This window comes from Mycobacterium sp. IS-2888, assembly GCF_001954215.1.
Lineage (GTDB): Bacteria > Actinomycetota > Actinomycetes > Mycobacteriales > Mycobacteriaceae > Mycobacterium.
Genome location: NZ_MBET01000033.1, coordinates 1 through 15,743, shown reverse-complemented (window position 1 = coordinate 15,743; position 15,743 = coordinate 1). Strand labels below are relative to the sequence as shown.

Genomic DNA, 15,743 nt, shown 5'->3' with positions numbered 1-15,743 from the left:
CGAACATTCGGTGAATATGTTCCGGGGAGGTTAACGATCCCTCACAATGGATCCGTGACCGCGTCGACGCCCCATGCCATGGCGCAGTTGCTCGCAACCAGCCACACCTCGCTGATGCATGGCTGGCTTCCCCTGACGATCCAGCTGACCGCGGGAGTCGTGCTGGCGTTGGCCATCGGCTGGCGCTCGCGGCGCTGGCGAACGGTGTGGCTGCCGGCGGCCGGCTTGGCCGGCGGCGTCACGGCCTACGCGACGCACTGGTACATCGTCGACCGGGGCCTCTCCGACGAACCCGCGCCCGCGGCGCTGTGGCTCTGGATCGCGTTGACGGGCACGGCCGCAGCGGTGCTGATCCTGGGCTGGCGCACTGCGCACTACTGGCGGCGCGGCGCAGCATTTGTGGCCGTGCCCCTGTGCCTGCTCAGCGCGGCGCTGGTGCTCAACCTGTGGGTCGGCTACTTCCCCACCGTGCAGTCCGCGTGGAGCCAGCTCACCTCCGGCCCGCTGCCCGATCAAACCGACAAGGCCACGGTCGCGGCGATGGCGAGCAAGGGAAACCGGCCCGCGCACGGGAGCGTGGTCCCGGTCGTGATCCCGTCCGACGCCTCACATTTCAAGCACCGCGGGGAACTCGTCTATCTGCCGCCCGAGTGGTTCACCAGTAACCCCCCGCCGCAGCTGCCGACCGTCATGATGATCGGAGGGCAGTTCAACACGCCCGCGGACTGGACGCGCGCCGGCAACGCGATCAAGACGATCGACGACTTCGCGGCCACCCATCACGGCAAGGCCCCGGTGCTGGTGTTCGTGGACTCCGGAGGCGCCTTCAACAACGACACCGAATGCGTCAACGGGGTTCGTGGTAATGCGGCCGATCATCTGACCAAAGACGTTGTGCCGTACATGGTCTCGAACTTCGGCGTCAGCCCCGCGCGGTCCAACTGGGGCATCGTGGGCTGGTCCATGGGCGGAACCTGCGCCGTGGATCTGACCGTCATGCACCCCGAGATGTTCAGCGCCTTCGTCGATGTCGCGGGTGACTTCTTCCCGAATGCGGGGACCAAGGCGCAGACCATCGCCCGGCTGTTCGGCGGAAACGCGACCGCATGGGCGGCGTTCGACCCGACCACCGTGATCACCCGGCACGGCCACTACACGGACGTGGCCGGATGGTTCGCGGTCTCCTCGGACGCTCCGCCGGCGCCGCGGCGCAACTTCGCGATGGCGGATGCCGGCTCGATACGTCTGGCCGGCCGCGATGCCGCCGCCAACCCGAGCAACCAGACGGCGGCCGCGTATTCGCTGTGCGCGCTCGGCCGTGACCACGGCATCGACTGTGCCGTCCTGCCCCAGCCGGGCAAGCACGACTGGCCGTTCGCGGACCGGGTCTTCGCGTCCGCACTGCCGTGGTTGGCCGGCCAGCTGGGCACCCCCGACGTCCCGCGGATTGCGTTGCCCGGCACCACCCCGCCCTCCGTCCATACCGGCCCGGTGGTCCCCGTCGAGCGTCCCGCCACCGCAATGAAGTAGCGGCCGGTGTCTGCGGTCGAGCGCGCACGTCGCGCACTCTTTGCGCGGCACTGCAATCCGTGGAGTGCGTGGACGCGCTGGGCGACGACACCGTTGACGCTGGTGCCGGCGTGGACGCGGCGCTGGAGCCACGCCGTGGTGCTGGCTGTGTGGCTGGCGGTCAATCCGTTCGTCTTCGGCAAGCCCGCGCACCAGCACGCCTGGTCGACGAGGGCGATGCTGGGCGAGGAGCTGTGGATCAGCCGTCGGCCCCGCGACGCGGCGATGGTCGTCAGCGCGCTCTCCTCCGCGGCCGCGCTCGGCGCCCTGATCTCGGCTCGCCGGCGCCGGCTGGTCCCGGCCGCCCTCGCGACCGCCGTGCAGATGGCGCTGACGCTGGTGTACTGGGAGCAGATGGTGCGCTATTTCGATCGCCAGCACGCGGCCGAAGTAACCTCTGAGGCATGCCCGACGAACCAGTGACTCCCGCGGAGCCCGACCCCGGGTACGACGATGCGGGCGTGCCGACCTTCGAATACGTCCGCGAGAAGATCGAGACGCGCTACGGCACCTCGCAGGGCGCCGCGGAACTGGCCGCGGAAACTCCAGAGGGCCGCGACGTCGAGGAGCAATACGACGAGCGTCAGCGCGCCGCGGCCGAGCGGCTGGCGCAGATCCGCGAGTCGATGCACCCCGATGAGTGACGCCGTGCCGGCCTCGCGGGTGGGCACGCAGTTCGGGCCCTACCGCCTCATGCGATTGCTGGGCCGCGGCGGAATGGGCGAAGTCTACGAGGCCCACGACACCGCGAAGGACCGCACCGTCGCGCTCAAACTCATGTCCCAGGAATTCAACTCGGACAACGTATTTCGACGGCGCATGCAGCGCGAGGCCCATACCGCCGGACGCCTCCAAGAACCCCACATCGTGCCCATCCACGACTACGGCGAAATCGACGGTCAGCTGTTCATCGACATGCGCTTCATCGAAGGCACGGACCTCGGTGGTGTGCTTCGCCGCGAAGGGGCGCTATCGCCGCCCCGCGCGGTGGCGATCGTCAGCCAGGTCGCGGCGGCGCTGGATGCCGCACACCGCGCCGGGGTCGTCCACCGCGACATCAAACCCGAAAACATCCTCATCACCGGCGACGACTTCGCCTATCTGGTCGACTTCGGCATCGCGGCCGCGGCCACCGACCAGCATCACCTCACCCAAACCGGAACCGCGGTGGGCAGCTGGAGCTACATGGCACCCGAGCGCTTCGGCGACGACGACGTCACCTACCGATCCGACATCTACGCGCTGGCCTGCGTGCTGTTCGAATGCCTCACGGGCACACGGCCGTATCGAACCCAGAACCTCACCACCTTGATGGGTGCGCATCTCATGCAACCCATCCCCCGGCCCAGCCAGCAACGGCAGGGCATCCCGGCCGCCTTCGACGACGTGATCGCCCGGGGAATGGCCAAACATCCCATGCACCGCTATTCCAGCGCCGGGGATCTGGCGCGCGCCGCCCAGCAAGCGCTCAGCGTTCCGGACCGCGAGCGTGCCGTCACCATGCTCGCGCACACCCAGCAGTTCGCCCCGGCGCCCAGCGGACCGATCCCATGGGCACCGCCACCACTGCCGCACCCCGCGCCGGTGCGGCGCAGACCCTGGCTGATCCTGGCCGCTGTGCTAACCGTCGTCGCCGCCGTTGCCGCCACCGGGATTTGGCTGGGACTGGCCAACACCGACGGCGGGCAGGCCGGCAGCCCAGTCACCACCACCAGCAGTCCGACCACCGTGACCACGGTGACCGCATCGACCTCCGCGGTCCCGACGGTCGCTGCCGCGCAACTGGATTCGATCCTGCTCAGCCCCGACCAGATCAACGGTGTCGTCGGCACCACGGGCATCGTCGTCAGCCGCACGACGAGGGATATGAAGGACCCGGGCCCCGAGGACACCCTGTCGGACGAACAGTGTCGCGGGCCGCTCATCGGTTACCAGACACGGGTTTACAAGAGCAGTGGATACACCGCGATGGTGGCCCAGTTGATGGAGAAGCCGAACAGCAACCCCGGCTATGCGGTGGTCCAAGGCGCCGTGATATTCGCCTCCACGGACCAGGCAAACGGTTTTGTGACGGGTCAGGTGGACCAGTGGCGAAACTGCGCCGGGAAATCCGTGACTCAAGTCAACAACGGCCATACGTCCGAGTGGACATTCCGCCAACTCAGCGGAAATCCGCCCAATATCGCCCTGCAGCACAGTTTGGCCGGCAGCCCCGTGGTGTGCCAGCACGTCCTCGACGCCGTGTCCAACGTTGTCCTCGACATCAACGTCTGCGCACCCGGAACCATCAATCAGGCCAGGCTGATCGCCAACGAAATGGCGGCCAAGATACCGAAATAGCGGCATGCGAAAATTCACTGTCGAGGAGCGGCGGAACCGCCTGGCGCGCAGGCACTTTCTGTCGCCAACGGATCCGCAGCCCATAACGCGGATCATCGCCGGGCTCGTCGCGTTGCACGCGACCGACCCCGCGACTCCATACCTGTCGCTGTGGGCCCGATCCCCCGGCTTCGCCACCGCCGACCTCGATGTGGAGCTGTACGAGAAGCGCTCCGCGCTAAGGCATCTGGCGATGCGCCGCACACTGTGGTTGGTGAACAGCGACGACCTGGCCATGATCCAGTCCGCGGCCAGCGACCGGGTCGCCGACAACGAACGCCGCCGGCTGGCCGCCGACGTCCACAAGGCCGGCCTGGCCGCGGACGGGGACCGCTGGCTCGAGCGGGCCTGCGCCGCGGTGTTGCGCCACCTGAACGACAACGGGCCGGCCAGCAGCACCGAGCTGCGTGCCGCGCTGCCCGAGCTGACCGGAACATATGATCCTGCGCCCGGAAAACGGTGGGGCGGAGCCGTTCCCATTGCCCCGCGGGTCCTCACCGTGCTCTCGGCGCGTGGCGACATTGTGCGCGGACCCAACGACGGAGCCTGGACCACGTCGCGGCCGCGGTGGGTCCACGCGTCCCAGTGGCTCGGGGCGCGCGACGAATCGGTGGACGCCCAGGCCGAACTCATCCGGCGTTGGTTGCGCACCTTCGGCCCGGCCACCGCCGCCGATATCAAATGGTGGCTCGGCACCACGGCGACCGCGGTTCGAAAGGCGTTGGGCGACATCGGTGCCGTGCAGGTCGACCTGCACGGCAGCCCCGGCTACGCGCTCCCGGACGACCTCGAACCGAAACCGGACGTGGGGCCGTGGTGCGCGTTGTTGCCCGGCCTGGACGCCACCGCGATGGGCTGGTCCGAAAGGGATTGGTACCTCGGCCCGCACCGCGGTCAGGTTTTCGACCGCAACGGCAACGCGGGCCCCACCGCGTGGTGGAACGGACGCATCGTCGGCGGCTGGAATCAGGACGACGGCGCCCGGGTGCGGCTGCAGCTCCTCGAGGACCCGGGCCAGCGCGCCCGCCGTGCCCTGCAGCGACGGGCCGACGAACTCACGTCCTGGCTGGACGGCGTGCGGATCAGCCCGCGCTTTCCGTCCCCGCTGTCCAAATCGGCGGGCCGCGAAACCTAAACGCCGACTTTGCGCCGCCGCCGCGATGCACTCGCGGGCGCACGCCCGCGGCCGACGACCTCGGCGAGAAACTTCCCGGTGTAGCTTTCCGGCACCGCGGCGATGTCCTCCGGTGTGCCCTCGGCGACGATGGTTCCGCCCTCGGCGCCGCCCTCCGGACCCATGTCCACGATCCAGTCGGATGTCTTGATCACATCGAGGTTGTGCTCGATGACGATCACCGTATTGCCTTTGTCGACAAGGCCGTTGATCACGTTGAGCAGCTTGCGGATGTCGTCGAAATGCAGGCCGGTGGTCGGCTCGTCGAGGATGTAGATGGTGCGCCCGGTCGAACGCTTCTGCAATTCCGCGGCCAGCTTGACCCGCTGTGCCTCGCCGCCGGACAGCGTCGGCGCGGGCTGGCCGAGCCGCACATAGCCCAGGCCGACGTCGACCAGCGTGCGCAGATAGCGGTGAATGCCGGTGATCGGCTCGAAGAACTCCGCCGCTTCCTCGATCGACATGTCCAGCACTTCGGAGATGGTCTTGCCCTTGTAGTGCACCTCAAGGGTTTCCCGGTTGTACCGGGCGCCGTGGCAGACCTCGCACGGCACGTACACGTCGGGCAGGAAGTTCATCTCGATCTTGATGGTGCCGTCGCCCGTGCACGCCTCGCAGCGACCGCCCTTGACGTTGAACGAGAATCGGCCGGGCTGATAGCCGCGGACCTTCGCCTCGGTGGTGGCCGCGAACAGGGTGCGGATCTTGTCGAAGACCCCGGTGTAGGTGGCCGGGTTGGACCGGGGCGTGCGCCCGATCGGCGACTGGTCCACCCGGACCAGCTTGTCCAGCCGGTCCAGACCGGTGACGCGGGTGTGCCGGCCCGGGACCTGCCGGGCGCCGTTGAGCCGGTTGGCCAGCACCGCCGCCAGGATGTCGTTGACGAGAGTCGACTTGCCCGAACCGGATACGCCGGTCACCGAGGTCAGCACGCCGAGCGGGAACGACACGTCGATGTCGCGCAGGTTGTGCTCGCGGGCGCCGACGACGGTGAGCTGACGCCGCCGGTCGACGGGACGCCGGATCGCCGGCATCTCGATGCTTTCCTTGCCCGATAGGTAGGCACCGGTGATCGACGCCTTGTTGGCCAGCAGCTCGCCGTAGGTGCCGCTGTGCACGATCTGGCCGCCGTGCTCGCCGGCGCCCGGGCCGATGTCGACCACCCAGTCGGCATGCGCGATGGTGTCCTCGTCGTGCTCCACGACGATCAGCGTGTTCCCCAGATCCCTTAGGCGCGTTAGTGTTTCGATGAGACGACGGTTGTCGCGCTGATGCAGCCCGATGGACGGCTCGTCGAGCACGTAGAGCACACCCACCAGACCGGAGCCGATCTGGGTGGCCAGCCGGATGCGTTGGGCCTCCCCGCCGGACAGCGTCGCCGCGGCGCGCGACAGGGAGAGGTACTCGAGCCCCACGTCGAGCAGAAAGCCCAGCCGCGACTGGATTTCCTTGAGCACCTGCCCGGCGATCGCCTGCTCGCGGTGACCGAGGGTGAGGCGCTGAAGAAAGTCCGCGCAGTCCGAGATGGACAGTTCACAGACCTCGGCGATGGACTTCACACCGCGGTCCCCCGCGGCCAGCGTCACCGCCAGGATCTCGGGCTTGAGCCGGGTGCCCTCGCACTCTGGGCAGGGCACGTCGCGCATGAAGCCCTCGTAGCGCTCCTTCATCTGCTCGGACTCGGTCTGGGCCATCTTGCGTTGCAGGAACGCGAGCACGCCTTCGAAATCGGCGTAGTACGAGCGGGTGCGGCCGTACCGGTTGCGGTAGCGCACATGCACCTGGTGGTCGGAGCCCTCCAGGATGGCCTTGCGGGCCTTCGCCGGCAGCTTGCGCCACGGTGTGTCGACGTCGAATCCCAGCTCCTCGCCGAGCCCGGCCATCATCCTGGTGAAGTATTCGGCGGTGTGGCCGTTCGACCACGGCGCCACCGCGCCCTCGGCCAGGGTGCGATCCGGGTCGGGGACCACCAGGTCGGGGTCGACCTCCTTGCGGATGCCCAGGCCGACGCACTCCGGGCAGGCGCCGTAGGGCGAGTTGAACGAGAACGACCGCGGTTCCAGGTCGTCGACCGCGAGCGGATGCCCGTTGGGGCAGGCCAGCTTCTCCGAGAACCGCTGCTCGCGCGGATGCCCGTGCTCGTCGTGATCGTCGGGGAACTCCAGCACCACGATGCCGTCGGCCAGGTTCAGCGCGGTTTCCACCGAGTCGGTGAGCCGCTGCTTGGCGGTGGCCTTGACCGTGAGGCGGTCGACCACCACCTCGATGTCGTGCTTCTCCTGCTTCTTCAGCTTCGGCGGATCGGTCAGCGGATGCACCACGCCGTCGACCCGGACCCGGCTGTAGCCCTGCGCGTTGAGCTTGTCGAAGAGGTCGGCGAACTCGCCCTTGCGGGTGCGCACCACCGGGGCGAGCACCAGGAAGCGGGTGCCCTCCGGCATCGCCAGCACCTGGTCGACGATTTGCTGCGGCGTCTGCCGCGCGATCCGGTGGCCGCAGATGGGGCAGTGCGGTGTGCCCGCGCGCGCGTACAGCAGCCGCAGGTAGTCGTAGACCTCGGTGATCGTCCCGACCGTCGACCGCGGGTTGCGGTTGGTCGACTTCTGGTCGATGGACACGGCCGGGGACAGGCCCTCGATGAAGTCGACGTCCGGTTTGTCCATCTGCCCGAGGAATTGGCGCGCGTAGGCCGACAACGACTCGACGTAGCGGCGCTGCCCCTCGGCGAAAATCGTGTCGAACGCCAACGACGATTTGCCCGACCCGGATAGCCCGGTGAACACGATCAGCGAGTCGCGCGGCAGGTCGAGGTCGACGCCGCGCAGGTTGTGCTCACGGGCGCCCTTGACGATCAGGCGGTCAGCCACGCTGTCCCTCTCGATGGAGCTCTTGCCAGTGCTTAAAGCGGTGAACGCGCACGGCGCATTCCATGCTATGTGCCCGCACCGACAAGTTTCGATTGACCAGTAACGTGGCGCACATGACTGCCGTGGATGACAACTACACCGGACACGTCGACCCTGGTACTGCGGCCCGCCGGACCCTACCCGGCGCCACGATTCTAAAGGCGTCGGTGGGACCGATGGACAACAACGCCTATCTGGTGACGTGTGCGGCGACCGGAGAAACCCTACTGATCGACGCTGCCAACGACGCCGAGGTGCTGACGGACCTGATCCGCCGTTACGCCCCGACGGTCTCGCTGATCGTGACCAGCCATCAGCACTTCGATCACTGGCAGGCGCTCGAGGCCGTCGCCGCGGCCACCGGCGCGCCGACGGCGGCCAACGAGATCGACGCCGAAGCGCTGCCGGTCAAACCGGACCGTTTGCTGTCGGGCGGCGACACCGTGCGGATCGGCGAGCTCAGCTTCGACGTCATCCACCTGCGCGGGCACACGCCCGGATCGATCGCGCTGGCCCTCGACGGGCCCGCGACGGGCGGGGTCACCCAGTTGTTCACCGGCGATTGCCTGTTCCCCGGCGGCGTCGGCAAGACCTGGCAGCCCGGGGACTTCACCCAGTTGCTCGACGACGTCACGACCCGGGTGTTCGACGTGTACGACGACTCCACCGTCATCTACCCGGGACACGGCGACGACACCGTGCTGGGCGCCGAACGCCCCCACCTCGCCGAGTGGCGCGAGCGGGGCTGGTAGACCGAACGATTACGACGTGGTGTGCACGATCAACACGTCGACCTTGGCCCGACGTGAGACGTTAGCCGGCACCGATCCCAGCAGGCGGCCCGCGATGGTGCTCAGACCGACGTTGCCGACTACCAGCAGATCGGCCTTTTCGTCCTCGGCTAGCTTGACCAGCGCGTCCACCGGGGCACCGACGATCGGCTTCTCTTCGACGTTCTTGGCGCCGGCCTTGTGCGCCCGCTCCTTGGCGTCGTGCAGGATCGCGTAGATCGGGGCGGTGCCCGACACCTTGTAGCTTTCGTCCTTCAGAATGTCGGCGGCCCGGCCGTCCTCATGCTGGGGTAGATACGCCGACGCGATGATCAACTTGGCGCCGTCCCCGGCGATGGTGGCTGCTCTGTCCACAGCACGCATCGACGAGTCCGAGCCGTCGGTCCCGACCACCACAGTCCGATAGGCGCTCATTTACCCTCCCAGTGTCGGTTGCTACGCCAACCCCAGACAGTATCGCGTTGCCGGAGAAAGATGGGTCAGATTACCCACACACTGGTGGCGTGGCGCAACCCGCAAATTATCCCGCCACGCTGCGGCAACGTGCAATTTTGCGGCCATAATGCCCGCGCTGCAGCGTGCGGGGGGCGGAAAGCATTGCATCGCAGACCTTCTCGCGAAATGCGGGTCACGAGCGCCGGTGACCTGCGCGTACGCGGCCTCGCCTGACTTACAGTGACAAGCATCATGTCGATGCCCACCCTCGAGCAGCCCACGCCGGGCGTCGTTGACAAGTCCGCGGCCGCCCGCGGGCCCGGCCGGCTGCTCGACCCGTGGCTGGTAGGCGTCCTGGCCGCCGTCATCAGCGCCGCCTGGGCCTCCCGCCCTTCGCTCTGGTTCGACGAGGGGGCGACGATATCGGCGGCGGCCAGCCGAACCTTGCCCGAGCTGTGGAAACTGCTGGGCCACATCGACGCCGTGCACGGCCTCTATTACCTGCTGATGCACGGCTGGTTCGCGATATTTCCGCCGACCGAATTCTGGTCGCGGGTGCCCAGCGCCCTGGCGATCGGGGCTGCGGCCGCGGGCGTCACGGTGTTCAGCAAGCAATTCGTCCCGGGGCGTGCGACGGCACTTTGCGCCGGCGCCGTCTTCGCCATCTTGCCGCGCACCACGTGGGCGGGCATCGAGGCGCGCCCGTACGCCATGGCGGCCGCCGCCGCGGTGTGGCTGACGGTGTTGTTCGTCGCCGCGGTCCGGCGCAACACGCCGCGGTTGTGGCTGTGCTACGCGCTGGCGCTGATGCTGTCGATCCTGCTGAGCCTCAACCTGATCCTGTTGGTTCTGGTGTACGCCGCGATGCTTCCGCTCCTGGTGCCGAAGCGATCCCGTAAGTCTCCGGTCATGTGGTGGGCGGTCAGCTCGGCCGTCGCCGTCGGCGTCATGACGCCGTTCCTCGTGTTCGCCCATGGCCAGGTTTACCAGGTCAACTGGATCTTTCCGGTCAGCTGGCACTACGCGTTCGACATCGTCCTGCGGCAGTACTTCGACCACAGCGTTCCGTTCGCGATTCTCACGGCGGTGCTCATAGGCGCGGCGGTCGTGGCCCGGCTGACCGGCGCGCGGCGTCCGGCAAGCGACCTGCGCGTACTGCTGCTCATCTGCGCGGCGTGGATCGTCCTACCCACCGCGCTCGTCGTCGTCTACTCGGCCGTCATCGAACCGATCTACTTTCCCCGCTACCTGATCCTCACCACGCCCGCAGTGGCCATGGTCATGGCCGTCTGCATCGTCACGCTCGCGCGCAAACCGGGGCCGATCGCTGCGGTGGTCCTGGCGTTCGCCGCGGCCGCGCTGCCGAATTATTTGTTCATCCAGCGCTGGCCGTATGCCAAGGAGGGCTGGGACTACAGCCAGGTGGCCGACCTGATCCAATCCCACGCCGCGCCTGGGGACTGCCTGCTGGTCGACAACACGGTGCCCTGGCGGCCCGGTCCTATCCGCGCGGTGCTGGCCACCCGGCCCGCGGCCTTCCGGTCGGTGATCGACGTCGGGCGCGGCGCCTACGGCCCCAAGGTCGGTTGGCTGTGGGACGGCCACGTCGCGGTGTGGCTGACGACAGCCAAGATCAACAAGTGCTCCACCATCTGGACCATCACCAATAAGGACAAGTCGCTGCCCGATCACCAGGTCGGAGAACCGTTGCCCCCGGGGGTGTTCGGCCGCGCCCCGGCGTATCGGTTCCCGAGCTACCTCGGCTTCCACATCGTCGAGCGTTGGCAATTCCACTACTCGCAGGTGGTCAAGTCGACGCGGTGAGGGCGCGGCGACCGCCGCGGACCGCCGCGTAGGACGCCGCGACACCGGCGCCGGTCAAGGCGGTGAAAACGGCGAACAGCCAACGGGCTTCCATCACGTCGCCGCCCTGGACCGTGTTGACCACCACGCCGGCCAGGCCGGCGCCGAATGCCGCGGAGACGAGCTGCACGGTGTTGATCGCCGCGGCCGCCGCCCCGCCTTCGGCCGGGTCGTTGACGGAATCCATTGCGCGCACCGACAAGTGGGGCCACGCCATGCCGATTCCGATCCCGGCCACCAGCAGGGCCAGCGTCCAGAGCGACACGACCCCGCCGGATGCGTTGTCGCGCTGGGTGAATGCGCCCAGTGCCAGACCCGAGGCCACCACCACCGGCGCGACCGCGATAACCCGATCGATCGCCCGGGGGCTTTCCAGCGATGCGCTGACGATTTCGCTGAACGTCCAGCCGACGGCGAGCGCAGCGCCCAGGAACCCGGCCGCCACGGGGCTCAGATGCGCCAACCGCTGACCGAACAGCGGCACGTAGGTGTCCACCATGGCGCCGAGCATCAGCGCACCCATGGCCAGATAGATCCACTTCAAGGGTCCGGGACCAAATACGCTGGGCGGCAAGACTTTTGTGGGCATCCGCCAGTCGACGAGCACGAACAGTCCGACCAGCACGATGGCGACGGCGAGCAGCCCGCCGGTCGCGACGACGTCGTGCGGGATTTGGGCGACGCTGATCGCCAACGCGGCGGCCCCGATCAGCACCAGCGACCACACCGGCACCCTCAAGACCGCCGCGGCACCGCTCGAGGCGCCCCGACCCGCGGGCAACGCGACCGGCACCAGCAACGCCATCAAGGCGGTCACAATCGCCATCGCGACGAAAGCCCAACGCCACAAACCGAATTGGGCGAACAGCCCACCCGTCGCGGGCCCCACCACCGTGGCGACGCCCCACATGGCCGACACCAGCGCGGAGGCCCGGGTCCACAGGGCGCGCGGCAACGCGGTGTTGATGACCGCATAGCCAAGGCCGGCCAGCAAGCCCCCGGCCACGCCTTGCAGGGCGCGTCCCGCGATCAGGATTTCCATGCTGGGCGCCACGCCACAGGCCAGGCTGGAGACGGCGAACACGGCCAGCCCCATCAGATACGACCTGCGCGGCCCGTAGCGCAGCAGCATCGGACCGACCATGGTCGCCGCGACTATCGACCCGACCAGGTACAGGGTCATCACCCAGGCGTAGAGGCGGCTGCCGCCGATTTCGGCGACCGTATTGGGAAGCAGGCTGATGGTCAGAAACTCGTTGGTGGCATACAGCGCTACCCCACCGGCCAGCACGACGGACGTCCCCAGGTAGCGGGCGCCCAGCAGCTCGCGCCAGCTACCGGTGATGGTGGCGGTGTGCGTCACTTGAGCCCGGCGGCGTCCATCCCGCGCAGTTCCTTTTTGAGGTCCGCGATCTCGTCGCGGAACCGCGCGGCCAGCTCGAACTGCAGGTCACGGGCGGCCGCCATCATCTGCGCGGTGAGGTCCTTGATCAGGTCGGCCAGCTCCGCGCGCGGCATGTTGGTCGTGTCGCGGCCCTCAAACACCCCGGCGCTGACCACCCGGCCCGGCTCGCCCTGCGCCCGCCGCCCGCGTGAGACGCTGCGCCCGGACCCGATTTCGACGGTCTCCGTGTCGTCGGCTTCGGAGTAGACCCGGTCGAGGATGTCGGCGATCTTCTTGCGCAGCGGCTTCGGGTCGATGCCGTTGGCCTCGTTGTAGGCGACCTGCTTGGCGCGGCGCCGTTCCGTCTCGTCGATGGCCTCGCGCATCGAATCGGTGACGGTGTCGGCGTAGAGGTGCACTTCGCCGGAGACGTTGCGCGCGGCGCGGCCGATGGTCTGGATCAGGCTGCGCGTCGAGCGCAGGAAGCCCTCCTTGTCGGCGTCGAGGATCGCCACCAGCGACACCTCGGGCAGGTCGAGTCCCTCCCGCAGCAGGTTGATGCCGACCAGGACGTCGTAGTCGCCGAGCCGCAGCTGGCGCAGCAGTTCCACCCGGCGCAGCGTGTCGACCTCGGAATGCAGATACCGCACCCGGATGCCCATCTCCAACAGGTAGTCGGTCAGGTCTTCGGCCATCTTCTTGGTCAACGTGGTCACCAGCACCCGCTCGTCGAGCGCGGTGCGCTTGCGGATTTCGCCGATGAGATCGTCGATCTGACCTTTCGTCGGCTTGACCGTGACCTTGGGGTCGACGAGCCCGGTGGGCCGGATCACCTGCTCGACGAACTCGCCCTGCGTCTGGCTCAGCTCGTACGGGCCGGGGGTGGCCGACAGGTACACCGTCTGCCCGATGCGGTCGGCGAACTCCTCCCAGGTGAGCGGGCGGTTGTCGCAGGCCGACGGCAGCCGGAACCCGTACTCCACCAGGTTGCGCTTACGGGACATGTCGCCCTCGTACATGCCGCCGATCTGCGGCACGGTGACGTGCGACTCGTCGATGACAAGCAGGAAGTCCTCCGGGAAGTAGTCGAGCAGCGTCGCCGGCGGCGAGCCCGGCCCGCGGCCATCGATGTGCCGCGAGTAGTTCTCGATACCCGAGCAGAACCCGACCTGGCGCATCATCTCGATGTCGTAGTTGGTCCGCATCCGCAGCCGCTGAGCCTCCAGCAGCTTGCCCTGGCCTTCGAGTTCGGCGAGACGCTCGGCCAGCTCCTCCTCGATCGTCGAGATCGCGTGCGCCATCCGTTCCGGCCCGGCCACATAGTGGGTGGCCGGGAAGATCCGCAGCGAGTCGACCTTGCGGACCACGTCGCCGGTCAGCGGGTGCAGGTAGTACAGCTCCTCGATCTCGTCGCCGAAGAATTCGATGCGCAGCGCCAGCTCTTCGTAGGACGGGATGATCTCCACGGTGTCGCCGCGTACCCGGAACGAGCCGCGGGTGAAGGACAGGTCGTTTCGGGTGTACTGCACGTCGACGAGCAGCCGCAGCAGCGCGTCGCGGGGGACCTCGGTGCCGACGCGGAGCTCGACGGATCGGTCCAGGTAGGACTGCGGTGTGCCCAGGCCGTAGATGCAGGACACCGAGGCCACCACCACCACGTCGCGGCGCGATAGCAACGACGAGGTCGCGGAGTGCCGCAACCGCTCCACGTCGTCGTTGATCGAGCTGTCCTTCTCGATGTAGGTGTCGGTCTGCGCGATGTACGCCTCCGGCTGGTAGTAGTCGTAGTACGACACGAAGTACTCGACTGCGTTGTGCGGCAACATCTCTCGCAGCTCGTTGGCCAACTGCGCAGCCAGCGTCTTGTTGGGCGCCATCACCAGGGTGGGCCGCTGCAGCCGCTCGATGAGCCAGGCGGTGGTGGCCGACTTGCCGGTGCCGGTGGCGCCGAGCAGCACGACGTCGCGCTCCCCCGCCTTGATGCGCCGCTCCAGCTCGTCGATGGCGGCCGGCTGGTCGCCGGCCGGCGCGTGCGGGCTGACGACCTCGAAGCGGCCACCGACGCGCATGACCTCCTCGACGGCGCGGTATTCCGAATGCGCGACGACCGGATGCTCAGTGGCGAAAGCCATGCCACCAGGGTAGAGCCAGCCACCGACAAGCGTGCCGGTCCTCGCCTAGCCCGCCGGCCGGGTCCACGTCCGGCTGACCGGGTCGCATTGGAGCAGGTAGCCGTCGTTCGAGGTGGAGGTGGCGAACACCGAGGTGCCCGGGCGGTCGCACGAGCTGCCCGAGGCGTGCACACCCGTCGTGATGGGGGCCTTGGCCCAGGCGGTGCCTTCGCAGACCACCTGCTCGTTGTTGGTCGGGTCGTAGGCGAGCTTGTCGACGTCGGTGCACGACCCGCCGAGGACGGGCGGTACCGGGTTGGCCGGCGCGGTCGAGGTGTCGAGGACCTGCGTCGGATCGGCCAGCGGCACGCCCGCGGGCGCGTCACCGACGCGGGTGGCCACCACCGGTATCCGCACCACGGCCCCTTGCGCGCCACACTCGTTGCTCATCACGGTCTGGGTTTCCGTGCCGCGCAGCGTGCCGTCGGCCTGCGGCGCGAGCGACCAGGCGACCGTCTCCTGCTGGGTCGCCCCGACAAGGCCGTCCGGCGGGACGCAGTGCAACCGCACCTGTTGCGGAGCGCCCTGCCAATACCCGCCGACGAAACGCAGGGTGTCGGTCCGGCCTCCGCCGGCGGTGCTAGCCACCTGGTGGTCGGCGCCGTCCAACAGGGTCCCGGTGGCGGCGCAGCCGTTCGTCGTGCACGCGGAGCGGAAAGCCCACCAGTCGGTGTCGGCCGTGTCCTGACGGATCGCGACGCCGTTGCCGGTCCGCTTGCTCTGGTCGTAGGTCAGTTTGTAGGTGCCGCTGAATGTGGGACCGCCGGGCCCCGTGGGCGCGGCGCTCGGGGCCGGCGGCGACGGTCTCGAGGCAAGCGCGGGGTTGCCCGGCGCGGGTTCGGGCTGGAAGGAGTACAGGACCGACCAGGTCGCCGCCACGGCGACCAGCACCGCGCACACCAGCGCGGTCGCCCATCGGGTCCTCGACGAGCATCGGTGGCTCATCGCCGCGACGAGCGCCGGGGCGCCGCGCCGCCGGTGCGTGGCTATCCGAGCCGTGGCGGCGTTGTCCAACCGCTCGCTGACGGCGGCCGCGAAGTCCCGACACCGATCGAACCTGTCTTCGCGGCG

At 68.5% G+C, this 15,743-nt stretch carries 11 protein-coding genes and 1 pseudogene; 7 read left to right on the top strand and 5 right to left on the bottom strand.

Going from position 1 to position 15,743, the window contains the following annotated elements; genetic code table 11:
- The first annotated feature begins 36 nt into the window (after nt 1–36).
- Genes A5745_RS05815 through A5745_RS05795 form a run of 5 tightly spaced genes read left to right on the top strand, consistent with a single transcriptional unit; the run spans nt 37 to nt 5,083 of the window.
- Complete coding sequence (locus A5745_RS05815) at nt 37–1,530, top strand: alpha/beta hydrolase-fold protein (RefSeq protein ID WP_371336856.1); 1,494 nt, start codon at nt 37–39, stop codon at nt 1,528–1,530.
- A gap of 6 nt (nt 1,531–1,536) precedes the next feature.
- A complete protein-coding gene (locus A5745_RS05810) occupies nt 1,537–1,992 on the top strand; it encodes a DUF6653 family protein (protein ID WP_076058849.1) in 456 nt (151 codons plus the stop codon).
- A complete protein-coding gene (locus tag A5745_RS05805; RefSeq protein WP_076058847.1) occupies nt 1,974–2,213 on the top strand; it encodes a hypothetical protein in 240 nt (79 codons plus the stop codon). The genes A5745_RS05810 and A5745_RS05805 overlap by 19 nt, the downstream gene beginning before the upstream one ends.
- Complete coding sequence (locus A5745_RS05800) at nt 2,206–3,909, top strand: serine/threonine-protein kinase PknH/PknJ (RefSeq protein WP_076115433.1); 1,704 nt, start codon at nt 2,206–2,208, stop codon at nt 3,907–3,909. Before A5745_RS05805 ends, A5745_RS05800 begins: the two co-directional genes overlap by 8 nt.
- 4 nt (nt 3,910–3,913) lie before the next feature.
- Entirely contained in the window at nt 3,914–5,083 is a 1,170-nt protein-coding gene (locus A5745_RS05795; RefSeq protein ID WP_076115432.1) for a winged helix DNA-binding domain-containing protein, read from the top strand.
- Here the strand turns inward: A5745_RS05795 and uvrA are convergent.
- Nucleotides 5,080–7,989: an excinuclease ABC subunit UvrA gene (gene uvrA / locus A5745_RS05790; RefSeq protein ID WP_076115431.1), complete on the bottom strand. Its 2,910-nt coding sequence runs from the start codon at nt 7,987–7,989 to the stop codon at nt 5,080–5,082. The two genes, A5745_RS05795 and uvrA, sit on opposite strands and share 4 nt — an antisense overlap.
- A 113-nt stretch (nt 7,990–8,102) precedes the next feature.
- Here uvrA and A5745_RS05785 point away from each other — a divergent pair, with 113 nt between their 5' ends.
- Complete coding sequence (locus tag A5745_RS05785; protein ID WP_076058840.1) at nt 8,103–8,780, top strand: MBL fold metallo-hydrolase; 678 nt, start codon at nt 8,103–8,105, stop codon at nt 8,778–8,780.
- Nucleotides 8,781–8,789: 9 nt separating this feature from the next.
- Here the strand turns inward: A5745_RS05785 and A5745_RS05780 are convergent, their stop codons facing one another.
- Entirely contained in the window at nt 8,790–9,233 is a 444-nt protein-coding gene (locus tag A5745_RS05780; protein ID WP_076058838.1) for a universal stress protein, read from the bottom strand.
- 273 nt (nt 9,234–9,506) lie between these two features.
- Between A5745_RS05780 and A5745_RS05775 the strand changes: the two genes are divergently transcribed.
- Nucleotides 9,507–11,078 carry a hypothetical protein gene (locus A5745_RS05775; RefSeq protein ID WP_076115430.1) on the top strand — a complete coding sequence of 524 codons (1,572 nt, stop codon included), beginning with the start codon at nt 9,507–9,509 and terminating at the stop codon, nt 11,076–11,078.
- Here A5745_RS05775 and A5745_RS05770 read toward each other — a convergent pair.
- The 3 genes and pseudogenes from A5745_RS05770 to A5745_RS05760 all read right to left on the bottom strand — a co-directional run.
- Nucleotides 11,062–12,480, bottom strand: coding sequence for an MFS transporter (locus tag A5745_RS05770; RefSeq protein WP_076115429.1), 1,419 nt, complete (start codon nt 12,478–12,480; stop codon nt 11,062–11,064). The genes A5745_RS05775 and A5745_RS05770 overlap by 17 nt on opposite strands.
- Nucleotides 12,477–14,633, bottom strand: coding sequence for an excinuclease ABC subunit UvrB (gene uvrB, locus A5745_RS05765; protein WP_076058833.1), 2,157 nt, complete (start codon nt 14,631–14,633; stop codon nt 12,477–12,479). Before uvrB ends, A5745_RS05770 begins: the two co-directional genes overlap by 4 nt.
- 45 nt (nt 14,634–14,678) lie before the next feature.
- Nucleotides 14,679–15,743 (bottom strand): annotated as a pseudogene (locus A5745_RS05760) (serine/threonine protein kinase); the annotation flags it as partial.